We start from the raw sequence: 20,933 nt of genomic DNA on the forward strand, positions 1-20,933 counted from the left end.
ACACAGGCGGATAAGGATCTAAGCGGTTTTGAAATTCTGCCATGCCCACTGTACCTGAAGAAAGTTCCCCATAAAAAGACCTGAGCAGCAGGCGGCTGCCTGCTGCTCCCAAGAAACAATATGAGAAGTGGAGATGATGATCTCGTTCATTGGCACCTGGAGCAAAGCGCTCAGTGCATAGAGGTTATCTACACTGGGAAGGCTCTGGCCCCGTTGCCATTTGTAGATGGCTTGCGGCTCCTCAAATCCGAAATAGTGCTGGAGATCTCGGACTGTCAGGCCGCGATCCTTCCGGAGCCGGCAGATATTTGCCCCGGTAGCCACAGGATCGATGACAGGAAACTGAATCATGGACATATGGATCGCCTCCATTCATCAGGATGATCTCCGCCTCAGCGGAGTACCTTAGCATACCTGATATGTTCTGAAATAGCAAGCGATCTTTGCCATTTGTAATGAGATTGTTATAGAGGAGTCTGCGATTGGAACATCCACGGTGCCGTCCGTATATCAGCCAGCGATTGCTGTGCTGTGCCCTCTGGGGTGCTCATACCAAGACAAAAAGAAGGAGGTGATCAGCTGTGACGCAGTTGGTTCCATTGGACAAACGCAGTAAGAAAGCCTGGCGGGAATACCACGCGAAACAGCGTGGCTCCTGGCACGGGGTCAACCCAATCACCCGAACCGTACAGAGCAGGAAGACTTATGACAGAGCAAGAGTTAAACAAGCGGATCGCCGAGATCTTGGGATCTACTAAAAACGAGCCCGGATGCGGCCGACGTTCCGGCCGCCAATATCGCCGCACCCAGTGTGTCAGGCACTCAGACCATCTTCTGTTTTTGATTCAGCACAGCAGGTATGCACCAAACATGGGGTATATCAAGGGAGACTATGAGGGATCAAGAACATTACTTCATTCCGGACTGCACATTCAGTATATGAAGTCCAGCGATCGTCAACAGTACCTGAAGCGAAGATCCAATCGAAAGGTCCGTAAGTATTTCGGCCTATCGAAGAAGGGCAACCAGTATCGCAAAGTGTTTGAATACTGGTGGACGCTCTATTGAATTTAAGATAGGTCAAAGATTGACTTATAGCCAGAGAAATCCTGCTTCACAACCTACACAGCGTAGACATGCGATCAGGAGTGGCCGACAACGGCACCGATAGAAACGGAGAAAATGCGGAAGTTTCCCCGTTAGGGATGGGTTAGGGATTTGGCGGTTTTATTGGATATCTTCGTTCGTGTGTCCACCGCATTTCTGCTTCCGAAACCACCACAAAACAGCAATCATCAAAACCGCAAAAACTGAACTCAAAACGCAGAAAAACCGCCTAAATAGGCGGTTTTTCTAAGAAAGGTGGTCCGAGTGACAGGATTCGAACCTGCGGCATCCTGCTCCCAAAGCAGGCGCGCTACCAACTGCGCTACACCCGGATATGAAGTTGTGGGGTGGCCTGGGCGGATTCTCCCAAAGAGGTTCTTGGTATTTTTTTGTAGTTGTTTATAGTTGTTATGGCCATTCCCATTCCAAAGCAATTGCTTTTTAACGCTCTTGTTTCCGGTGTTTCCGTGTACTCCGACGCTGGCTGTGGTCTTACATGTGGTCAAAGAGCCCTTCTTGACCAGGTGCGCATAACTGCCGTAGCCTGTTCAGAAGGACTCTTTTCCATGTTCGGGGTTTGGGGTATTTTACCTCTGCGAAGTCTGATGGGCAAGTTTCGTATATCGGGCATATCAAATTTTATTATGCAATAGACAAAGAATAACCCGCTGAATGTAACATCCACTTAAGGGAATGAGAAACATTTTCTCCTATTTCAATTACATTATCTGGTATAGTAATGCTAGACAACCTTTTGCAGCAATAGAATGTCGAATCTCCTATGGATACGATACTTTCTGGTATCACGATGTGTGTCAAATTGATACAGAATTCAAACGCACAATTTCCGATAGATGTTACGCTTTGGGGGATTGTAACACTGACCAGTCTTCAAATGCCTTCTCACCTATGGTTGCTACTCCGTCAGGGATTACCACATCAGTTCCATGGCCGTTATCCTTAATACTTTACCAGTTTCCCTTCAGGAATAACAGTTGTCACCTCCCTTAATGCTGCAGTGATAGTTCTATCTGCAACTGCTCCACTGATACTCGAACTTATTTCCAACAGCCATCCTCTGTATCACAGCCCCGGAGAAGTGGAGCGTCGCTCTCCCAGCAAGCGAACCCGATATCGTCAAACTGGGTATCGTCCGGGTCAACGATGTGCCGCAGATCAAGCCAACGCTCCAGGGGGCTGGGGCTGGAGTGGGCAGAAAAAGTCCAACACAATAGTGGAGTAGGGACAGACCCCAATATAGCCGGTGACAGCCAGTAGACCAGCACCGGGGGCGTAGTCCACGCCGGTCCAGGTGAACACTTCCGTGGCTTTCTGCCCCTCCTTTGGGCGGACACAGGCAAGGACATAGTGCATCTTCTATCCGCTCTCTACCTCCAGGACGTTGTACGTATACAGTTTTGTGCGGAAGATTAGATAGTGCTTTCCGCTGCGGTGGCGAAACAGGAAGCAGAATTCATCATCCGTGTCCAGATTACGCCAAGCATACCGTACCTTGCCATCATTGTCCAGCAATTCACTTTCGCTGCCGAGAGATACAGATCGCCGTTATAGATGTAGGCTTTGGAGCAGATGGAATATCCATCCGTCAGCGGAAACTGCTCGTCTTGCTGAGGAAATCGGTTCTCCGGCGCAAACATGGCATCATACTGCGCCCACCAGTCCCGATAGCGTTTTTCATGGGCGATGTTTTCAGTGTTCATTGAGATACCTCGCCAATTTCTTCTCCAGCAGGTCTGTCATATCATTGCAGAGGCGCTTTACTTTGTCCTGCTCATGGATGTAGTACCAAATGGTTTCCTCTCCGGGGCGGAGCAGGAGCTGGTCGCCGTCTGCTTCTTTCCAGAACTCGCCCAGTACACAATACCGCTCTCCATGGATGGTCAGAGTAAACATCCCGGAAAGGGAAAGGATCACGCCTGTGGATGCCAGCGGTCAGCAGGAAGAACTCTCGCACCTGGGACAGGAGTGTGAAGTCCAGCACGCTTTCTTAATTCCCAATCTGCTCCTCCGTGGCGGCGGGTTGGATCTCATCAGAGGGATCCAGTACCTTTGCCAACGCCTTGGAGAACTTGGGGTATTCGCCAAACAACTCCGGGCTGTTGGGCTTGAATTCCTTTTGCTTTTCCCGCTGTACTCGCTCCTGCTCTTTGCAGAAAGCCTCCAGCTCGGCCAGATACCGCTCCTGGTAGAGATTGCTGGCCTCAAATGCTGTGCCGCTCTTTTCCAGAATGGCGATGGCTCCCTTTTGGCTGGTAAGCACCGGGACCCACGGGAAGTCATGCCGGCAGGGTTTCAGTTTCAGGAATTCACCTCGATTGAGCAAGGTTTCCAGTTCGGACTCATGCTCGTTCTACCAGCTCCGCCAAGTTTCGGGAGTTTCCCGCCCCTCGACTAAGTCCAGGAGTTTTACTGTTAATACTTCACTATCCATAAGGTCACTTCTCCGTTTCAGAGGTCGCAGGAATAGAGGCTCATGGCCCCGTAATCGGTGTGCAGGACAAGTCCGCTCTTGGTAAAGGCAAAATTCACCTGCCGCACCACAAAGGGGTCATCAATGGTGGCCAGCGGCTGGCCGCTGCTGGTATCCCACAGCTCTATGGGGGAGCTGCCACGATCCTGCTGAACGGCCATCAGGCTGCCCCTTGTCCGCACAATACATGTGTCTGAAAAACTCAGCCCATGCCGGACAGGGAAGGGGAGGGGAGGGGGCGTTTCCTCTCCGGTCTGGGTCATATAGAACTTGCCGCCCACCGAGAAGCACTGGTCATCCGGGGAGAAGAAGGGATGCCAGCCCTCATTGGGGATCACTACTTTTTGGGCGGATTTCAGATCGACCAGCACATACTCACCCTCAGTGACGCGGTAGGCCGCTTTGCTCTGCCGGGGAGAGAGCATCCCGAAGCAGTAATAGGCAAAATTCGAATTCTTAGACTTCTTGCATTTTACCGTTTCCCGCCACACCTCTGTGTTGCTGCCAAAGTCAAAGACGACGATCTCCTCGCCTGTGTACCACAGGGCCAGGTCGCCGCTGGCATCCAGCATGGTTTTCATGCTGTTTTTCTTGTTGGCAAAGGGTGTGATTTCATGGGTGCGGAGAGAGAACTGCTCCAAAAGATAGCTGTTGTTCAGCAGCAGGGTATCATTGGGGCAGAGGACCTGCTCATAGGTCATCCGCTTGGCACCCAGAGAGACCGTTTCAAGGATCTCCCCGCTGCCATCGAAGTGATAGAGGGTCTCATCCTCAAAATCTCCGACCACCCTCGTCAGAAAGAAGTCATCCTGTGTGAGGGCGGTAGCCAGCGGCATGAAGCCGTTGCTGTCCTTGCCGACAAACCGATGGCACCGCGCTTCTCCAACAACGGCGTCAGGATTCTGATAGAAAAATCCTTTCCGCATCTGGCCCATCATGGCGCTGGCCGCCTTGCTCTTGACCTGGAAGGCGGAGTCGCATAGGATCTCCTTGACCTTCCCGCCATTCAAGCAAGTTCGGATGGTATGTCCGTCAATTTCGATCCGCCACTGCTTATTTGTGACGGGGTTGAGGAAGGTTCTTTCCATTGGCGCAGACACCTCCTTCTCAATCAAAATCCATCCAGACCAGGTGTTTCCCGCAGTGGAGGCACTGGAACAGATAGCGTTGCAGATGCCCGCCATTGACGGATTCCTGAATCATTTCCTTCTGCTCATCGTCCCACATGGGATCGTCCAGCACATCCTCCAGCACACCCAGCGCCCGCAGTTCTCTGGCACCCACATGGCCAAGATAGGCGCAGTAGTCGCCGCAGTGGGCGCGCCAGTATTCCTGCTGCCAGCCACAGTAGCCAGGAGTTCGGTGGATGAGCTCGTCCAGCTTCTCCGGATCGTTTACGCCATCATCCAGTGCGAAATCGTCCTGAAAGCTACCGTCATATTTTCGGGCCGCCTCGCCGCTGGAAATACACTCCGGGCACAGATACTTAATATCCTCCACAGCGTAAAAGGGGCCTGTATAGAAAATATGGGTCGTCTTGCCGCAGCAGTCGCAGGCAACGCCATCCGCGGACTCCTCAAAAGCGCCGGTTTCCAGAGGGTTGGGGTGATACCGGAAGGTGGGCAGACCCAGCTGGGCCTGCCGCTCCTTCTCTTTCTGCTTTTCCTCCGGCGTTTTGGGATTGGGGAGAGCATAATGATTGCCCCATCTTTCTGCATAGTCCTTCAGCGTGCCCAGCCGCTTGAGTGTCTTTTTATCGGAACGATTTCCGATTTGGCAGAGCAGTTCGTAGGCATCCTTCTTAAAGTCCAGCAGATCATACACATCCACCAGCACTTCCTTGGCCTGCTTGTCTTCCGACAGCTCCAGTTTCTCCTTAAAAGTATAGAGAGCGCGGACACTGTCCGGATTTCCTTTTGTCTCCCGAAACTGTTTTTGGAGTTCAATATATCGCTTCCGATATTCGTTCATGGTCACAATCTCCCATCAATCCCACCAGAAATACCAGACGGTGGACTGCCGCAGCGCATCCGCCAAAGCACCTACGGTGGCGTCCTCCGGCCCTTGATCGATCACATCGGGACAGAAGCCGTACAGCTCCACTGCCGCATCCATGGCTTTCTCCTCAGGAACAGGGGAGGGAAGGGCAAATTCCAATTCGTCATGGGTTATGGCGGCGGGCACCGCGCCATACTGCTCGAACCAGTATTTGGCCGCAGCCATCAGCTCTGGTGTGTCGGGGCAGTCATTCCAGTTTCCGAAGGGCAGGTAGGCGAAGATCTCCCAGGGATTCTTCACCGGGATCTTGGCCAGAATAAGGGGATAGGTCATATCGTTGTCAGAATTCCAGTAGCAGGAGAAACGGTCATTATCATGGCCGCCCTCCATCTCGCCCAGGATCTCCTCATCCCAGTCCATATCGTCATCCTCGGCTTCTTCCTTGCGCTGGACGGTCAATTTCTCCATAACCGCCTTTCCGTCCTTAATGGGGGCGGAGAGCATCTTCTTCCGGTATTCGGCCACCTTGTCCGGGTCAAAGGCATAGTCATCCTCTCCATCGCTGTCCGGGTCGGAATTCATAATCAGGCACTCCCACAGGATTTCATCGTCCGCCTTGATGAGCACCGGCACAAAGCCTTCCTGGGCGCTGTCCCGCTTGGCATAGCTGTAAGCTGCCATGATGGGGTCATCGTCCTTCATAGTGGGGAAATAGGTGCATTCACAGTCCAGATACTCCATCAAAGCCTTGGCCAGTTCAGAAGGCTCCAACGTGTCCTCGTCGAAGTCCTGTCCCTGCCAGTTGGCAAAGCGTTCTTCGATCACCTCTGCCATGGCCTGATAGTAGTCCTCGTCAAAGGGGATAAACAGATAGGCTTCATCCTGGAACTCGCCGGAGTGATACTGCTCTGAGCCGAAATATTCCAAGGCATAGTTATCAATGTCACTGGGGAAGTATGGGCTGTCCGGCTCTCCATAGTAGTAGGAGGCAAACGCCCGGCCCTTTTGATTGAATAGAGAGCCAACCAGCTGCCCATCCAGCTCGTCCCGGAGAAAGGCCCGCAGGTCCACACTGGCAGGATCAACCTTGATTTTCTGTACCACCTCGCTGTATTCTGTGAGGAATTCTTCGCCCATCAGGTCATGCTCCATGCACCAGCGCAGGTAAATGGCCATGTGGTTATAGGCGGTGATCTCATCCACCGGCAGTTCCTTTTCCTGAATGGATTCCAGGTGCCAGTCCGCATCGTCCATTTCCACCACATAGTCGTCCTCATCATCCCCGCTGCAAAGGGGGCCTCTGGTGATGACATCCTGACGATCAGGCTCCACTACAAAGCTGACGCCGTCCATTTTGCCCAGCAGGGCTTCCGCATCATGGGTCAGTTTATATTCCAGCTCGTCTCGGTAGAGGGGGACCACCTGATAAAAGTTGACCTCCTCGCCGCCCGGCAGGATGCAGACTTCGCTGCCATCTTCCGTGTCCTGAGGACCGGTCAGAATGGCGGCGCAGAGCTTTGTATTTTCCGCAAAGTCCTCCTCATTGTCCATGGTGTGGCCGAAGCCCAGCCAGGTATCGCTGGCAATGGGCAGGCGGGCCAGGGTTTTCAGCAGACGGATGGGCCAGTACCACCGCTCATTCTGCAGATCCTCATGCTCCAGCTTCCAGTCCTTCGGCAGAGCGATGGCCAGCTCCGCCCGCTCCAATTTATATTCGGCCAGTTCCTCCGGTACATTCATCCGGTGGGTAGCCATGCCCATCGTAACCAGCGTGTAGTAGTCCCTTTCCTCCGAAGGCGGAACAACGCAGATGTCCACATGGATGTCCGGGGAGACTAGCTCGTGGAACACATTCTCGAATTTGCCGAAATACTGCTGGATGTGCCCCTCGACGCCTTCCATCTCCTCCTCAGTGTAGACCTCGGGAACACCGAATTCCTCATCCTGGGACTCTCTGTCCTCATCGCCGCCATCCGGGTTGCCATCCGATGACGCCCAGGAGATTTTCAGGGTCATCTGTTCCTCCGGCAGTCCGACACCAGGGCTGCGGGTGATGGTGTGCTTATCATCCTCCGCAAAACCGATGGTCTCTCCGTCATGAAGTTCCACATCATTCTCCAGCACATAGGACACAAGGCTGGCCAGGAAGTCCCGGAGACTGTTCGGGTCGGCATCGACGCCCAACACCTCTATCTCGTCTTTGCCGAACACATCCATGCCGTAGGTGTAGCCATTCATGCCATGCTCATCCCGCCAGAGACCAAACCAGATCCAGTTGAAGATGGGCAGTTCGTCCTCCCGCATCATGTCGGCAAAGCCCTCATAGAACCGGGGTTCAAACACCACACCGCTGGTGTAGATGCCGGTGGCATATTTCTGGCGGCAGCAGGCGGCCACCATCTTGGTGAACAGCTTACCCTTTTCCAGCAGATCCTCCTCTTTGCCCAGCACTGCTACCATCAGGTGGGCGCTGTGCTCCTTGGCAACCTTGACCGCATCCTTCCACATATAGTTGTTTTCCGCGTTGGCCTCGGCCTCGCCGCCGGGGATGGGATAGCTATTCAGGCTGACGGCGGCGAGTATATCGCCTACTTCAAAGACCAGCGCGTCGTCGTCCTTCTCCTCGCTGGCGTCGTATTCCTCCACGGCGACGTCCCACTTTTCCTTCATGTCCCGGATGAACTGCTCTTTGTCCCATTCTCCCTTGGACAGCAGCACAAAGCCAGTGAAGACGTCTGTGTGATCCGTGTCACTCTCGCCCTCATCTGCCGGGTCCAGCTCGCTGACTCGCTCCTCGTCATCCGACTCTTCCACGGGCGGCGTTTTCAGGTTTACTGTGCCTGCCTCCCGGCGGAAGGTATGGAAAGTGGCCCAGGGGAGGTCGCTGTCCTCGAAGAACTTCTTTGCCATCTGGAGCGCCGTACGGATGTCCCAGGCGATGAAGTCTACATAGCCGCAAAAGAGGCCGGTGGCTCCGCCGGTGAGGGTGAGCACCTCCGGGCCGTCACCGGTGGTGAACAATTCTTCCAGCTTGTCCCGGAAGTCAAAGATCTTCTCCGTTCCTTCCTCCTCCCGCAAGGTATCCAGGGGATAGCAGAAGAAGCCCGCTACCGCTCCGTCGGCATGAAGAGCGTCCATGAAGTCATTGTCGGCATTCAGATAGCCGTTGATCAGGGGCGCACAGCAAGTGGAGCCCACTATGGTATCCAGCCGCCAGTCGGCGTCCGGGTCTTCATTGGGTTTCATTTCGTAGCCAAGGTAGCTCTCCAGATAGGATTCCGGGGCGGTGGAGAGTTCCAGACCCCGCTCCTTCAGCTTGTCCGGCAGTTGGGACATGGAGATGGAGGGCTCTGCCTTGGGCTCCTCCAGCACATCGAAATCGTCAATGTACCGCATGTGGGAGATCTCGCCCAGCACTTGGTCGGTGAGGGTGGTGAGCATCCACCAGACTCGGCCTTCCGCCTCCCGGAGCATGGGCAGAAGCTTTTCGCAGTAGGCGGAAATGGCAAAGCTGTTTTCGCCCTGTTCCTCCAACCAGATCTGCACATCCTCCCCTGAAACCTCATAGCCATCATCAGTCCGAAGACCGATGTTCTGGATGGACTGACGGCCCACCAGGATGTTCCAGTGCTCCAGCACCTCCTTGGGGGCGTGCTTCTGGAAGTAGATCAGCTCAAACAGCTTGACCTTGTCACCCTCCGGGGTGAGGATCAGCTCGTACTTCTCGCCGTTGAAGCCCATCTCGAAAGAGATTTCATCAAAAACCAGATTCAACGTTTCCTGCATTTGGGCCACGAGTTCTGCGCCGCGGGTGTGATCTTTGTCCTCGTCCATCATCTGGCGCAATTCTGCTTCCATCTCGGCAAAGGTTTCACACCAGTCCTTTGTCCTTTCCCGGAAGCACTCCGAGAACTGTGGCAGAGAAATCCCCTTCTTGCACCAGTCGATCAGCTGCATGGTATCCTCGTCACCAGGGCGGGCCTCCAATGCCTTTTCAAAATACCGCAGGGCACGTCCCTCCTGATCCAGGTAAAAGTAAGCGTAACCCATGCGGAAGTTCCAGCAGTGGTCGCCCTCAAAGTATTCCTCATGGGGCTTGAGAAGAGAGATGGCCTTTTTGAGCATATCTCTGCCGCCTGCTTTGTATGGATCTGCCAGATTGTTATAGGCCCGGGCCAGCTCACTGTCCATCTCCGGGGTGCATTCCTGGGCAGGGATGGCCTCCAGCGCATCAAGGATCTTCTGGTACTCGTTGTTTTCATTCCACTTCTGGCACTGCTCCAAAATGTCCATATCCGATTCCTCCTCGTCCTCATCCGGTTTCCAGTCTTTGATCTGCTGGAACACGCCATTTTCATCTCGCTCAAAGACGCAGGGGGCGGGCGTATGCAGCAGCGGGATAATGTCGGGGTCGTCGTTGCAGATGGTGTTGAGGCCGTAGATTCCAGCGTTGTTTGGGTCGTCCATGTACTCGTCGCTCTCGTCACCGGCGGTGAAGCGCCAGCCGCTGTCCCAGTCGCCGTCCGGCTCCTCCCGGTAGCAGTATCCGACTTTGCAGCCCTCCACCGTGATGCGGTTGGTGGCGATACAACCATTGGCTTCCTCCCAGTCTGGGAGCAGAATCTTCATGTCCTCTGCTTTCACATGGAAGCTGCGGTTGCGGCCGGCGGCCTCGTACAGCTCCTTCCGCAGCGCCTCTACATCCCAAGCCATCTCTTGGATTTCCTCGTCGTCCATCATTTCATGGAGGTCATAGGACAGGGGATCATGGGCAAAATCCGCCAGGGCCTTGTTCATGGCGTCGTGTTCCTCTGGCGTGGCGGTGATGCGGATGCGGCGGGAGGGGGTGTTGTACTCGTCCAGATCCTGGAGGTTCACACTGCCGCTGACACTGCACTCCAGCAGGATGGCGGCCAGGTCGGTGACCACATCAATGGCGAAGTGAAAGTCCATCTCCACGCCATTGGAGTGGGTGAACTCCAGATACTCCACAGTTTGGTGGAAGTCCCAGTTTTGTTTGTCCAGTCCGATCTTGGTAAAAATCTCGCTGAGGGGGATTTCTTCTTTCTTTTGGTCTTCCAAAAACGCCACAAGGTTCAGACTGTCATCCGAGCCTCCAATAAAATTGCCCCAGTATTTTTTGGTATACATCTGTCACGCCTCCTTTTATTCCGGCCAATCGCTCATGGCCGGGGTCCACTTCGTATAGGAGGCCGCCGGTTCTCCCTCCGGTGCGCCCTCCCAAAAGAGCTTGATATACTCCATCCTGATACCACTCCTTGAGATTTCATGAACCAAGCTGTCCCGCATTTACTGGGTGGAAGATCCTGCGGCCTGCCAGCACCTCCTCCAGCTTTTTGGCCAGCGCCTCCACAATGGCGTGGCAGGGATTTTCGTAGCCAACGATCTCCAGCTTTTGCAGCTCGACGCAGTGGAGCGTTCCATAGAAGCCCAGCATGAAGTCCGTCAATTCAGCAATCATCTGGTAGCCTTCCATGTTGCTCACATCCGTCTGACCTTCTTTTGCGGTCATCAGCCCAATGATCCCCACCGCCACGGTAAAGGCACCGCAGCAGGAATGCTCGGTCTGCATCCCAAGGCCCATGACGGAGAACATTTTCCGGGTCTCCTCGGACAAATTCAGATGGTAATATTCATTGCAGGCCATGAACATGGCCTCAGCGCAGGTCAGTTCCGTGCCGATGTGGTAGTGGTTGACCAGTTCATAGAGTTTCATTGTTGCCATACTGTACTCCAATCGCAAAGCATTTCGTTCTCTGTCACCCGGCGTAGCTCGTCCCGCACCTCCATCAGCGCAAAGCCCAGCAGGTTTTGTCCACGCCACTTCGTGGGGTCCTGAGCCTCCGGGGAGCTGGCCGCGAGGCGGATGCCCCAGATGTTGTCATAGGGGCTGGCCTCCACCAGTACGCTGTCCCCGGTGGAAAGGAGAAACTCCCGCAGTTCGCGGTTCTGGCTGAATTTGTGCCAGTTGCCAAGCAGCACAATGGCGTACTTGAACTTGTCCCATACCTTCTGCTCAAAGCCCCGCACCTTGCGGCCCAGGGCCTTGATCTGCTTTTGGTCGCTGCATTTCAAAATCTGGTCCCGGATCTCTTTGTCGCCGAACAGTTCGGCCTTAGCAGCCATCATATACTGCTCCATGCAGAGGTAGGAGTCAGCCGTCGTATAGAAGTCCTCCATCCACCACTGGCTGAGGCAGCTTTTTGTCAGCTGGCCGTCCTCGGATGGCTGATGGCCCCAGAACAGGCACAGCTCTCGCGTTCTCCCCGCAGCAAACTCCTGCTGGAGCCACTGGCGGGTGTACTTGGGCTGGCCCTCCGGCTGCCACGCATCCACCAAGAAGTCACCATGCTCCAGCACCTCGCTGCTGTCCTCGTCATCCCACCAGCCCTTCCAGGTCACTGGCTCGGGAAAGAGAGTGCGGTATTCCGTCCGCTCCTCCGGGGAGAGGGTGTCCAGCCAATCGCCAAATCGGTCTATGTAATCCTCCCCATAGCCCATGCGCCAGCCAATGGAGTATCGCTCGATCTCCCGGTGGGCCAGCCAAGGGGGAGGCATGATTTTCTTATCTTGTAGTGCCATAGGGTTTATCCTTTCCTGTTAGATACTGCCGCAGTTCTTCTTTCACATCCAGTGGAACGCCGTCCAGGGATGTGATCTGTGCCAGTTCCGTTTCAGTCAGATTTTTCAGAAAAATGCAGTATTCATCCGGGTGGCCTCCTACAAACTCCATTTTAGGCCTCCCGATCTGCTTCGGGTTGGTGATCCATAGGCAAGGTTCTTCCGTCGCCCAAAACCGCGTCAGAGTAAGAATTTGGCCATTGTAAACTACTGCCTGGTCCATCCTCACCCCTCCTCAAAAATCACGAAGCTCATCAAACTTCTCAATCAGGGCATCTTTCTGGAGCATATCGCCCGGCAGGGCATCCAGAATACCCCGCAGGGCCATGTAGATTTCATCCCGTTCCTCGGTTTCGATAAAGCCCATCTTGTTGAAGGTCTGGGTATAGGCTGTCACCGCATCCAGCGCCTGGGCCTGGGCGTCCTCGCCCGGTTCAGCGGCCAACTTCATCAGCTGGGAACGGGTCTTGCGGTATTGATTGGCTGCCTTTTTCGCAGCGGCGGCAGGAATATGCTCCGCACCGTCCCAGCCCCGGAAGGGATTGTCCAGGTTTTGCGCCAGCCACTCCGGTTTCCGGGGTTTGGTGAGGCGCAGATCCATGCCCAGCTTGCCTTTCCAGAGCTGCTTTGCCGCTTTTGCCGCCGTCTCCGGCAGGCTGGTCATCCAGAACCAGCGAAGCTCCGGCATCTGCTCCGGGGTGGGGATGTCAGCTGCGCCGAAGCCGAACAGGTCAAAGGTGGAGAGATTCGTCAGTTCCCGGAACCCTCGCACAGCGGAGAAGTTCCCCAGGTTTCCCGGCGCGCCCCAGAGCCTTAGCTCCTTCAGGTGGGGATGAATAGCAGCCAGTCCGGTCAGATCAAAGTCCTTCAGCTGGATGCCATGCAGCCCCCGTAGGTTCGGCAGTTCCGTGTGCGGGCGGTATTCCCCGATAAATTGGAGGGTCAGACCGCCGCCATCTTCGGGGGCATGGATGGTACAGGCGTCCGGCCCCTTGTTCTGGAACAGGAGCAGCTCCGTCACCTCATACAGCCACAGTTCTTCCAGCCCGGTCATATCCAGCATCAGCTTTCTGATGCTGGTGCCCCGCAGATCAAGTATCCTCTGACCGTGGTTCAGCAAAGTCACTTCATTAACAAAGGGGGTTTCCCGCAAAAACTCCAGCAGATCCGGGTGCCACCGCTCGCAGATGAGGGTGGAGAGGCAAGGCAGCGCCTTTAGTTCCAGCGCCGAATCGAATGGTTCGTACTGATCCGTCACCCGATGGCTGCTGACCTTCATCGGGATACCGCCGATCTCCGTTTCCTCGTCGCTCTCCATGGCCTCCTTGAAGGCCCGCCGCCGTTCCTGCGGGATGGCCTGCCACCGGATCTGGAGGTACACATCATAGCCGTCACTCCAGCCGCCGTAGGAGCGGCAGGGCTGGTCGGTGAAGGGCGGAAGTGTGCCCACCAACTTATACTGGGGTGGAACCTCCATCGGCACCCGCAGCAGATGAAGGTCACGGGACCAGTACATGAAGTCCTTGTAGAGTGGGCGGAGATGGGGCAGTTCCTCCGCGGTCAAAGGGGCGTCGCCCACCCAATCCAGAGAGAGGATCACCGCCCAAGACTCTTTGCTCACCGTGTCCGGCGGCGCAATATAGGCCACCTGACAGGCGGTGTAGCGTTTCAGATATTGGTTGTAGACCGTATAGACCTCTCCGGCTTGTGCTCTCATACCTGCGCCTCCCTCTGATACCTTATAGTCCTGTTCGCTGCCAGCCGTCCAGCCGCTCCTGCACCGCGTCGATCATCCAGCCCTCGCCCACACGCTTCATGAGGAAGCGGCGGTCAAAGCCCGTGTTTTTCTCTCTGGTGTAGATGTAGAGCTTGTTCTTGGTGATCTGCTCCGCGTCAAGGAATTCTTCCCCGCTGTATGTACCCTGGGCACTGCATGAGAGGCCCAGAGGCCGATAGCCCGGACGGGGCTTTTCGCTCACATACTTTTCCCAGATCGCCAGCAGGCGGGGCACAGCCTCGGCATCCTCAAACCCGGCCTGCTCCATGTACTGCTCCCATTCTGTCATTTCCGCAAAGAAAGTGGACAACACCCTGCGGCATTCCGCCGCAGCCTGTTCATCCAGCTGGACGGGCTTTTTGGCCTTTTCCCGCTGGAGCTGGGAGAAGTTTTCCATCTGCTCCTTGGTGAATTGTACATGGGACACCGGCTCAATCCGATTGTTGCCGGCGACGGCCAGCAGTCCCTCGTAAGTAACAGCAGTGTGGTCGATCCAGATATGGGAGAGCTTGGGGATGGAGGCTGCTTGGAGCAGCCCGGTATCATCCAGCCCGGTGTGGTCAAGGGCCAACAGGTCTAGCTTACCGCTTCGCAGGGCGGACAGGCCACTTCCGTCGATCCCGGCGTTCCCGGTCAGCAGCAGGATGCGCAACTTGGGCATAGAGGAAAAAACGGGGAAACAGGCATCGGTGAGCGCACCGTTCTCCACGCCGAAGTTGGCCATGCTTTTGTGTCCGGCAAAAGGGGAGAGCAGGTCATCGGTTACCGGATAGCCTTTTACATGAAAACCCACCAGGGTGTAGCCGGACAGCTGCTCCATGATCTCTGCGGTCAGTTCCGGGATCTCAAATTTCTTCTCTCCATCCAAAGTCAGGATACCGTTTTCCCAGTCCGCTGTCCGCGCCCGTTTTGGCCATTCCATCGCTGCTTCCCTCCTTACGCCTGCTCCTGGTAGCTGGCTTCAATGTCGATGAAGCGCACATACACGGCGCAGATTTCACCCTTTGCATCATAGCCGAAGTAGACCGGATAGTAGCCGTCACCCCAGCCGGAAGCGAAGATGGGCAGATTGCAGTCCGTGTCTGGCACCGTCCAGTTGAGCCAGTCGCCGTAGTCCCCCTGATATTTGGGGTTGGCTTGGGCGTTTTCCTCCAGCAAGTCGCAGAACAGGTCGTTGTAGGGGTCAATGTCCGGATCTTCCTCCAGCCGCTTGGCCCAGTATATCTTGAAAGCCGTCTGGGTCTGGATGTCCGCAACGCAGCCCATCCCAGCATCTACGCCAAAGCCAAAATAATCGTCCTCGCCCAGTTCCTCGTCCAGATCCTCTTTGCCGGTCATGCCCAGCTCATAGCGGACAGGCTTTTCCCGGCTGACCTCAACCTTGACGCAGGCGTAGCGGTCCCCGTATTTTTCACTGGGTACCACGCAGATCTTCACGGGATAAGTTCCAGCGGGAATTGTCTGAAGAAAGGACGGCGTATCCTCCAGCTCTACCAGAGGATCGCAGGCGAAAATTGTTCCGGTAGGGAAGTGGACGGCACCAATGTCCAGCACATCCACGCCCATATTCCCAATCGCTTTCTCAGTGAAATGGGCGTCCAGGTCTGTTTTGCAGGAGAGTTTGTCCTTAATGGATTCGTATTTGTTCAGCCACTCAGCAGTCGGCATGGTAGTTTCCTCCTGTTAATTTTGTTTTTTGATGTACTCACTCTTTGAGCCGTCCCAATAGCAGTTCACACACCGGCCATTCTGAAAATGATGGGGACAATTTGGATAGCTATAGAGGAAATGGGCACAGTCCCATCATCTGTGAGGAGTATTTGAAAAACAGGCTGCCGCACTCATCACAAACGACCACTTCTTTTTCTGCCATGGGGTTCACCAGTCCCTTTCCCGAATAGCCTCCTCGGTGTCAATGGGGATGTTGAACCACTCCAGAATGTAGGCCACCGCTGCCGCAATGCATTCCCGTGCCACCGTTTCGATCTCGCTGTCATTCTCGTCAAATTCCTCCTGGAGATCATTGATGCCGCAGACCACCTCGTCCAGCGTTTCCTGTACCACTTCGGTATCGGTTTTGCCGCTCTCCAGCAGGTCGATGACCTTCTGGAGCTCGTCCTTTACCTTGTCCACCAGAAAAGCAGGATAGTAATCATCCTGATACATCTCATCTAGCAGTTTGTAATTTGGATCAAATGCTTTCATAGGGATCGCTCCTTTCTTCGTTCCTGTTAGTCATGCTCAGCTCTCATGGGTAATGCAGAAAATCTCCTTGTTCATATCAAAGTAGAGCACCATCAGCTCATCAGTAATTTCCGGGTTAAAAGAAAGGTCCAGAATAAAGACTTGCTGGTCGGTTTCACTATCCACCAGACTGCCGAACCGCTTGAGCTTCAAAAAGTCCACCATCTCGGCAAAGGACCGCTTGGATGGGTCGGTTTCCGGAAAAAGTTCCGCCGCAATATCCGGGCCTACATCGTCCCGGTGGAACTCCATGAAAAATGTCACAGCGTCGTGGTAGGGGTCACCTTCGTCCGCCAGCGCCGCTTTGATGGCGGCTTTGGCCTTCTCCGCCAATTTCTCCACCTCATCCAGCATTTCTCCCACCACATCCATGGCAGCAGGATCAGCAGTCAGTTCTTCCTCTACATCGAAGAGAAAGGGCAGTCCCGATTCTTCGGGAAAGGTGAAAATTTCCTCGCCGGGCGTATATTTAAAATCGATGCGTTTACAGTTCAGTTTCATCTCTGCGCTTCCTTATCCCTCAATATTGGCAGCTTTGAGGCCCTTTTTCAAGGAGCCGTGGACCGTCACCGCATGGTCGGTGAACATCTCGTCGCAGTCAAACCAGGCGGTAAAACTGCCGCCGGAGGTGACGGACAGGCTCGTCATGCTGATCCGTCGGGACAGTTCTTCCTCTGTGATGGGGTCTGTTTCCGGATTGCGGGGGTTTTCCTCATCCTGGGAGAGCCAGTTGTTGGCCAGCTCGGTCAGGTTCTTGGCTGCAAGCTCCCGCATGGCTTTGTTCCAGGTTTCACAGTCGGCCAGCAGCTTCTTGGCGGCACTGCGGGCGCGGGTCCAGGAGGGCTTGCTCTCGGCATTGACCTCCAGAGAAAGGCTCACATTCTTTCCGCACCACTGGATTTCGCCCTCGAAGGTATCATAGTCCCTGTCCAGTGTCAGTTCTCCCAGCACCTGGTCCTGGATCACCACCGGCTTGTGGTACTCGTCCAGAACGACCTGAAGCTCCGGGCAGTCCTCATGGGCTTTGACCGCCTGGGAGATACACCAGGGCCGCGCTACCAGATCTTTTGCCCATTCTTCTTTCATCCGACGAATCTTCAGGCGGCAGATCTGCTCGCTTTGAAAGCGCCCCCAGCCTTTGTCACTATTGCGTTCTTCATCGGTGACCGGCCAATCCAGCCGCTCCTCTTTGGTGGTGACCTTGCCGGTGTCACAGAACACCATGCCCAGTGTCACAACGGTCATTTCCCAAAAACTGCCTTTCCAGTTATATCCGCCCCCAATGCAGCGATTGATCAGAGCGACCACTTCCTGCTCCTCGGGCTCGTACATCTCATAGAATTCTTCAAACATTGCGTATCCTCCGTTATAGCCTTTCCAGAACTGCCGCGATCTTGGGACCAAACTCCGTGGAAACTTCCCGCTCCAGTACACCTCGATAGGCCAGCACCGCCTGCCAGGAGTAGTAATAGAAGCTGTAGAACTCTTCTGCAGAGAAGACCTCGTCCTCCTCGTAGCGCATCTCATCTTCTTCCTCGTCGTATTCCTCCGACCACAGGTATTCTTCCTTCAGCAAATCGGAGAAGCAGGGGAGGGGAGAGGCATGTTCCATCTCGTCTCCATCGTGAAAGCACTGGAGGATGCAGGCAAAGAAGTCCAGCAGTTCCCCGGCCAGGAAATAGGCTGCGGGGTTCTGCCCGCTCTCCGCGAGGGCCTTGTCCAGAATCCGGCTCAGGAACACCATGCCGTAGGGGGTGGCGTGCCACAGGGTACTCTGGTGCTCCATGTTGGTGGTGAGCTCGTAGAGGGATTCTTTGACGGACGCCAAATCACGCATCTGCTCCAGCACAGTCAGGTGGGCGGGAAACTCCGTACCCCGGCCATAGGCGGTGGTGAGCCGGTGCCACGGGACATCCGTGACCTTGAGATGGGTGATGTAGGTCCTGTTTTCTTCTGTCATGTTGTCGCCCCCTTATCCCGTTATCTGGCTGCGGTACTCCTTCTCCAGCGCGGTGTACCACCGTTTCAGTACAGCATATAATTCTTGGACTTGGCCCGAGAATAGGAAAGGTTGTATTCCTGCGAGTCCAGGCTTTTATGTACCTTGTTCAGAAAGTCTATGGATGTCATGGCTGTGCTCCTTATTCCTCAAACTCGCCCACGATTATCCCGTTCAGATACCGGCCGGGATCTGCGATGAAGTCATCCCATTTGGCCAGAGGGTGAAATTCCTCATGTTCGATGTCCAGATACCATAGCTTTTTGTCCCTGGGGCTCCACAGCAGCAGATAGTCGCTGTAGTTGTCCATCTGCACCATCAGGGAGAGCAGCTTCTTCCGTTTCCAGGTCATCTCCTGCACATCCATGTAGGAATACAACTCTGCCCATTTCACCCATTTTTGCTCCGGGAACTCCAGCCGCAGGGGGCCGGTCTTCAAGTGTTCCACCAGCTTGGCGGGTAGCTTATAGGGCATGAGCTGCCGGATCTTTTCCTGCTCGTTGTGCCATTCCTCTGGCTCCAGCGCCTTTAGGTAGTCGGCCATCTCCTGATTCTTGTTCTGAACTGCCACACTGTAGGGACGGTCGCCGTATTTGTCAACAAGGGTGATGTTCGCCCCATGTTCCACCAGCCAGCGCACCATGGGAAAATTGTTTGAGCGAGCGGCCTCGGTGACGGGGCTGGAGGCATAAGGGAACACCATGTCTGGTTTGTGGTAATTGATGTCTGCCCCTTTTTCCAGAAGCAGTCGGGCAAGTTTGGTATTGCCCTCGGACACAGCGGCCCGGAATGCCTCGCCGCCAAACTTGTCCACTGTGATCCCAGCTTGCTCCAGCACCTGGATATTCTCCAGGCGCTTGCCCCAGCGCACTTCCTGGAAGGCCCGCACTTTCTGCTTCGGGCTGAGTTTTGCGGCCTGTCCAGCAAAGAGCGCCACCACCTCCGGCCCACAACAGCGGGCAGCGGTGACCAGCAGGGGCTGTTCCTCTGCCAGACCGGGATCAGCTCCATGCTCCAGTAGGAAGTGGATCATGGGCACATCATTCCGAAAAACCGCGATCTCCAATGGCATCAGCTTGATGTATTCGCTGAGCTGGATGGGAACATCTAAATCCAGACCGCCCTGGAGCAGCGCCTCCAACTTGGGAGTGTCGTGGTCACAGATGGCGGCAGCCGTTTCCGGAAGAGTTTCCCAACGGCCAATATATGCAATTTGGTACATAAGGCACCTGCTTTCTCTATCCCACAATGGTGGTTTCCTTGACAGCCAGATTGTCATAATCCATGGCGATCAGCTTCTCGGCGGCCTCCGGGGTACACATGAACCAGGTGCTCACGCCCCAGGCGTCCACCCTTGTGACGGTGAAGAAGTCGGTTTGGGCAGAAGCAGGTTCTCTTGCGTCAATATAGTAGTCGGAGTAGAGATACACCAGATCCACCTCTCGCTCCGGCAGCCACTTGGCCCGGCGCGCACGCGGTTTGCCGTTTTTCAGAGCCTTTTCTCTGGGGTTCTCAAACCACGCCAGTTCCTTGAGTTTCAGACCGGTGAAGGTATCCATGAGCTGCTGGGCAATCTCCCGGTGGGTAAATACCCCGCAGTTCCAGGAGCCCATCAGCCATGTCTGTATAAAGTCGCCCACCTTGCTGCCGGGGGCAGGCGGCCCATAGACACTCTCATCCGCCCACATGACCTCCATTTTCTCGCACTGATCCGGCCGGGGACAGGGCTGCTTGTTGCCGTATCGGTACATGATATTCACATAACCGAAGTCCTTGCCGGTTCGGTCGTGACCGACGGCTTCCACTTTATAGGCAGTTATGGACATTGCAGTTCCACCTCCTGAGCCAGTACAAATCCGCACAGCCCAAGGCAAGAGTCAATGATAAATACCCGGATGTGCTCCCGATCCATGCGCTCCCGCAGTTCCTCGATGCTGCAACAGGCGGGAAAGCCGTAAGAGATGGTCCCGTCCAGCAGGTCTTTGTACTGTTCAAAAAAACCGTCCACAGTGATTTCGTCCATGCCAAAGAGGATATTGTCCTGAATCACATTCTCAAACCAGTGGGCCAGCAGGCCGGTGAAGCGAACGGATACTTTCTCTCCGGCCTCGGTCCGGGTATCCATGTGCAGGGTATGGGCATCAAAGTCAGCGCAGTAGCGCAGGACTCTGTTGTCGTGCAGACCATCAAAAGAGCAAATCAGCGTACTCACAGGGATTCCTCCCCGTCCATGAGCTGCTCCTGGACCTCTTTGGGCAGGTCGTTCCATAAAATGTCGTATGTAAAATCCCGAATCTCCGGGTAACACTCCCGCGCAGTCTTTTCTGCCGTCTCCCGATCCAGGTAGTGCATCTCTTGGTGGAAAAACCAGTTGAGCTTTTCCATCAGCCGATAGAGGCGGATCTGTTCTTCTTGGGTCATGGGACACAGCCTCCTAATTCAGTGCCATTACAAGGCTCCAGATGCTGACCACGATCAGCACGATTCCCAGTAGGAAGAAGATCCCCCGCCTGGAGCCGCGGCCATAGCGGTGAGAGTCCGGTTTGCCGGTGGGGTCACAGAGCCAGTTCCAGTTCATGATTGCCCCGATCAGCAGGACAGCGCCGATGATCAGGGTCACCCAGTTCCAATGTTCCTGTAAAAAAGCCGTGATCTGCTCGCTGTTCATTTAGGTT

The 20,933-nt window shown here is 54.9% G+C and carries 24 protein-coding genes and 1 tRNA gene; all 25 read right to left on the reverse strand.

Translation table 11 applies throughout. The features are described from left to right. Positions 1-18: 18 nt before the first annotated feature. The 25 genes from INF37_RS15970 to INF37_RS03915 all read right to left on the reverse strand — a co-directional run bounded on the left by INF37_RS15970 (position 19) and on the right by INF37_RS03915 (position 20,926). The gene (locus INF37_RS15970; protein ID WP_347559163.1) at positions 19-357 is read right to left on the reverse strand and encodes a helix-turn-helix domain-containing protein; all 339 of its coding nucleotides are present in this window, start codon (positions 355-357) and stop codon (positions 19-21) included. 1,006 nt (positions 358-1,363) lie between these two features. Then, positions 1,364-1,439, reverse strand: a tRNA-Pro gene (locus INF37_RS03805). 310 nt (positions 1,440-1,749) lie between these two features. Further along, positions 1,750-1,995, reverse strand: coding sequence for a leucine-rich repeat domain-containing protein (locus tag INF37_RS15975; RefSeq protein ID WP_193536831.1), 246 nt, complete (start codon positions 1,993-1,995; stop codon positions 1,750-1,752). A gap of 288 nt (positions 1,996-2,283) precedes the next feature. After that, a complete protein-coding gene (locus tag INF37_RS03815) occupies positions 2,284-2,481 on the reverse strand; it encodes a hypothetical protein (protein ID WP_193536525.1) in 198 nt (65 codons plus the stop codon). Between the two features lie 56 nt (positions 2,482-2,537). Beyond that, complete coding sequence (locus INF37_RS03820; protein WP_193536527.1) at positions 2,538-2,828, reverse strand: nucleoside phosphorylase-I family protein; 291 nt, start codon at positions 2,826-2,828, stop codon at positions 2,538-2,540. After that, positions 2,818-3,042, reverse strand: coding sequence for a hypothetical protein (locus INF37_RS15645; protein ID WP_235964200.1), 225 nt, complete (start codon positions 3,040-3,042; stop codon positions 2,818-2,820). The genes INF37_RS03820 and INF37_RS15645 overlap by 11 nt, the downstream gene beginning before the upstream one ends. A 73-nt stretch (positions 3,043-3,115) precedes the next feature. Continuing rightward, positions 3,116-3,388 carry a hypothetical protein gene (locus INF37_RS15650; RefSeq protein WP_235964201.1) on the reverse strand — a complete coding sequence of 91 codons (273 nt, stop codon included), beginning with the start codon at positions 3,386-3,388 and terminating at the stop codon, positions 3,116-3,118. A gap of 188 nt (positions 3,389-3,576) precedes the next feature. Then, positions 3,577-4,686: a hypothetical protein gene (locus tag INF37_RS03830; RefSeq protein ID WP_193536529.1), complete on the reverse strand. Its 1,110-nt coding sequence runs from the start codon at positions 4,684-4,686 to the stop codon at positions 3,577-3,579. Positions 4,687-4,705: 19 nt separating this feature from the next. Then, complete coding sequence (locus INF37_RS03835) at positions 4,706-5,569, reverse strand: CbrC family protein (protein WP_193536532.1); 864 nt, start codon at positions 5,567-5,569, stop codon at positions 4,706-4,708. Positions 5,570-5,584: 15 nt separating this feature from the next. Further along, positions 5,585-10,747 carry an immunity protein Imm33 domain-containing protein gene (locus INF37_RS03840; RefSeq protein ID WP_193536534.1) on the reverse strand — a complete coding sequence of 1,721 codons (5,163 nt, stop codon included), beginning with the start codon at positions 10,745-10,747 and terminating at the stop codon, positions 5,585-5,587. 136 nt (positions 10,748-10,883) lie between these two features. Further along, positions 10,884-11,342, reverse strand: a complete 459-nt coding sequence (locus tag INF37_RS03845; RefSeq protein ID WP_235964203.1) for a C-GCAxxG-C-C family (seleno)protein — start codon at positions 11,340-11,342, stop codon at positions 10,884-10,886. Next, the gene (locus tag INF37_RS03850) at positions 11,330-12,199 is read right to left on the reverse strand and encodes an NADAR family protein (RefSeq protein ID WP_193536536.1); all 870 of its coding nucleotides are present in this window, start codon (positions 12,197-12,199) and stop codon (positions 11,330-11,332) included. Before INF37_RS03850 ends, INF37_RS03845 begins: the two co-directional genes overlap by 13 nt. Continuing rightward, on the reverse strand, positions 12,183-12,461 hold the full coding sequence (locus INF37_RS03855; protein ID WP_193536538.1) for a hypothetical protein: 279 nt from the start codon (positions 12,459-12,461) through the stop codon (positions 12,183-12,185). The genes INF37_RS03850 and INF37_RS03855 overlap by 17 nt, the downstream gene beginning before the upstream one ends. A gap of 12 nt (positions 12,462-12,473) precedes the next feature. Next, positions 12,474-13,955 (reverse strand): hypothetical protein, encoded by a 1,482-nt coding sequence (locus INF37_RS03860; RefSeq protein WP_193536540.1) that lies wholly within the window; start codon positions 13,953-13,955, stop codon positions 12,474-12,476. Between the two features lie 22 nt (positions 13,956-13,977). Beyond that, the gene (locus INF37_RS03865; RefSeq protein ID WP_193536542.1) at positions 13,978-14,937 is read right to left on the reverse strand and encodes an NTF2 fold immunity protein; all 960 of its coding nucleotides are present in this window, start codon (positions 14,935-14,937) and stop codon (positions 13,978-13,980) included. A 14-nt stretch (positions 14,938-14,951) separates the two neighbouring features. Then, positions 14,952-15,683, reverse strand: coding sequence for a DUF4241 domain-containing protein (locus INF37_RS03870; protein ID WP_193536544.1), 732 nt, complete (start codon positions 15,681-15,683; stop codon positions 14,952-14,954). A gap of 210 nt (positions 15,684-15,893) precedes the next feature. Next, positions 15,894-16,220, reverse strand: coding sequence for a DUF5713 family protein (locus tag INF37_RS03875; RefSeq protein ID WP_193536546.1), 327 nt, complete (start codon positions 16,218-16,220; stop codon positions 15,894-15,896). A gap of 36 nt (positions 16,221-16,256) precedes the next feature. Continuing rightward, positions 16,257-16,760 (reverse strand): DUF2004 domain-containing protein, encoded by a 504-nt coding sequence (locus INF37_RS03880; RefSeq protein ID WP_193536548.1) that lies wholly within the window; start codon positions 16,758-16,760, stop codon positions 16,257-16,259. A gap of 12 nt (positions 16,761-16,772) precedes the next feature. Further along, the gene (locus tag INF37_RS03885) at positions 16,773-17,612 is read right to left on the reverse strand and encodes a DUF2262 domain-containing protein (RefSeq protein WP_193536550.1); all 840 of its coding nucleotides are present in this window, start codon (positions 17,610-17,612) and stop codon (positions 16,773-16,775) included. 13 nt (positions 17,613-17,625) lie between these two features. Beyond that, positions 17,626-18,219: a hypothetical protein gene (locus INF37_RS03890; protein WP_193536553.1), complete on the reverse strand. Its 594-nt coding sequence runs from the start codon at positions 18,217-18,219 to the stop codon at positions 17,626-17,628. 181 nt (positions 18,220-18,400) lie between these two features. Continuing rightward, positions 18,401-19,480 (reverse strand): ankyrin repeat domain-containing protein, encoded by a 1,080-nt coding sequence (locus INF37_RS03895; RefSeq protein WP_193536555.1) that lies wholly within the window; start codon positions 19,478-19,480, stop codon positions 18,401-18,403. A 16-nt stretch (positions 19,481-19,496) separates the two neighbouring features. Continuing rightward, positions 19,497-20,084 (reverse strand): hypothetical protein, encoded by a 588-nt coding sequence (locus INF37_RS03900; protein WP_193536557.1) that lies wholly within the window; start codon positions 20,082-20,084, stop codon positions 19,497-19,499. Next, a complete protein-coding gene (locus INF37_RS03905) occupies positions 20,075-20,470 on the reverse strand; it encodes a hypothetical protein (RefSeq protein WP_193536559.1) in 396 nt (131 codons plus the stop codon). The genes INF37_RS03900 and INF37_RS03905 overlap by 10 nt, the downstream gene beginning before the upstream one ends. Continuing rightward, a complete protein-coding gene (locus INF37_RS03910; protein ID WP_193536561.1) occupies positions 20,467-20,679 on the reverse strand; it encodes a hypothetical protein in 213 nt (70 codons plus the stop codon). Before INF37_RS03910 ends, INF37_RS03905 begins: the two co-directional genes overlap by 4 nt. A gap of 13 nt (positions 20,680-20,692) precedes the next feature. Beyond that, positions 20,693-20,926 (reverse strand): immunity 17 family protein, encoded by a 234-nt coding sequence (locus tag INF37_RS03915; RefSeq protein ID WP_193536563.1) that lies wholly within the window; start codon positions 20,924-20,926, stop codon positions 20,693-20,695. Positions 20,927-20,933 lie beyond the last annotated feature (7 nt).

The sequence above is a fragment of the Pseudoflavonifractor gallinarum genome (assembly GCF_014982855.1).
GTDB classification, from domain to species: Bacteria; Bacillota; Clostridia; order Oscillospirales; family Oscillospiraceae; genus Pseudoflavonifractor_A; species Pseudoflavonifractor_A gallinarum.

Coding starts and splice junctions, on each gene's coding strand:
- INF37_RS03860 (WP_193536540.1), bottom strand. CDS start 13,955: ATGAGAGCACAAGCCGGAGAGGTCTATACGGTCTACAACCAATATCTG.
- INF37_RS03835 (WP_193536532.1), bottom strand. CDS start 5,569: ATGAACGAATATCGGAAGCGATATATTGAACTCCAAAAACAGTTTCGG.
- INF37_RS03870 (WP_193536544.1), bottom strand. CDS start 15,683: ATGCCGACTGCTGAGTGGCTGAACAAATACGAATCCATTAAGGACAAA.
- INF37_RS03900 (WP_193536557.1), bottom strand. CDS start 20,084: ATGTCCATAACTGCCTATAAAGTGGAAGCCGTCGGTCACGACCGAACC.
- INF37_RS03830 (WP_193536529.1), bottom strand. CDS start 4,686: ATGGAAAGAACCTTCCTCAACCCCGTCACAAATAAGCAGTGGCGGATC.
- INF37_RS03885 (WP_193536550.1), bottom strand. CDS start 17,612: ATGTTTGAAGAATTCTATGAGATGTACGAGCCCGAGGAGCAGGAAGTG.
- INF37_RS03880 (WP_193536548.1), bottom strand. CDS start 16,760: ATGAAACTGAACTGTAAACGCATCGATTTTAAATATACGCCCGGCGAG.
- INF37_RS03840 (WP_193536534.1), bottom strand. CDS start 10,747: ATGTATACCAAAAAATACTGGGGCAATTTTATTGGAGGCTCGGATGAC.
- INF37_RS03815 (WP_193536525.1), bottom strand. CDS start 2,481: ATGCACTATGTCCTTGCCTGTGTCCGCCCAAAGGAGGGGCAGAAAGCC.
- INF37_RS03865 (WP_193536542.1), bottom strand. CDS start 14,937: ATGGAATGGCCAAAACGGGCGCGGACAGCGGACTGGGAAAACGGTATC.
- INF37_RS03915 (WP_193536563.1), bottom strand. CDS start 20,926: ATGAACAGCGAGCAGATCACGGCTTTTTTACAGGAACATTGGAACTGG.
- INF37_RS03850 (WP_193536536.1), bottom strand. CDS start 12,199: ATGGCACTACAAGATAAGAAAATCATGCCTCCCCCTTGGCTGGCCCAC.
- INF37_RS03910 (WP_193536561.1), bottom strand. CDS start 20,679: ATGACCCAAGAAGAACAGATCCGCCTCTATCGGCTGATGGAAAAGCTC.
- INF37_RS03845 (WP_235964203.1), bottom strand. CDS start 11,342: ATGGCAACAATGAAACTCTATGAACTGGTCAACCACTACCACATCGGC.
- INF37_RS03820 (WP_193536527.1), bottom strand. CDS start 2,828: ATGAACACTGAAAACATCGCCCATGAAAAACGCTATCGGGACTGGTGG.
- INF37_RS15970 (WP_347559163.1), bottom strand. CDS start 357: ATGTCCATGATTCAGTTTCCTGTCATCGATCCTGTGGCTACCGGGGCA.
- INF37_RS03855 (WP_193536538.1), bottom strand. CDS start 12,461: ATGGACCAGGCAGTAGTTTACAATGGCCAAATTCTTACTCTGACGCGG.
- INF37_RS03875 (WP_193536546.1), bottom strand. CDS start 16,220: ATGAAAGCATTTGATCCAAATTACAAACTGCTAGATGAGATGTATCAG.
- INF37_RS03895 (WP_193536555.1), bottom strand. CDS start 19,480: ATGTACCAAATTGCATATATTGGCCGTTGGGAAACTCTTCCGGAAACG.
- INF37_RS03890 (WP_193536553.1), bottom strand. CDS start 18,219: ATGACAGAAGAAAACAGGACCTACATCACCCATCTCAAGGTCACGGAT.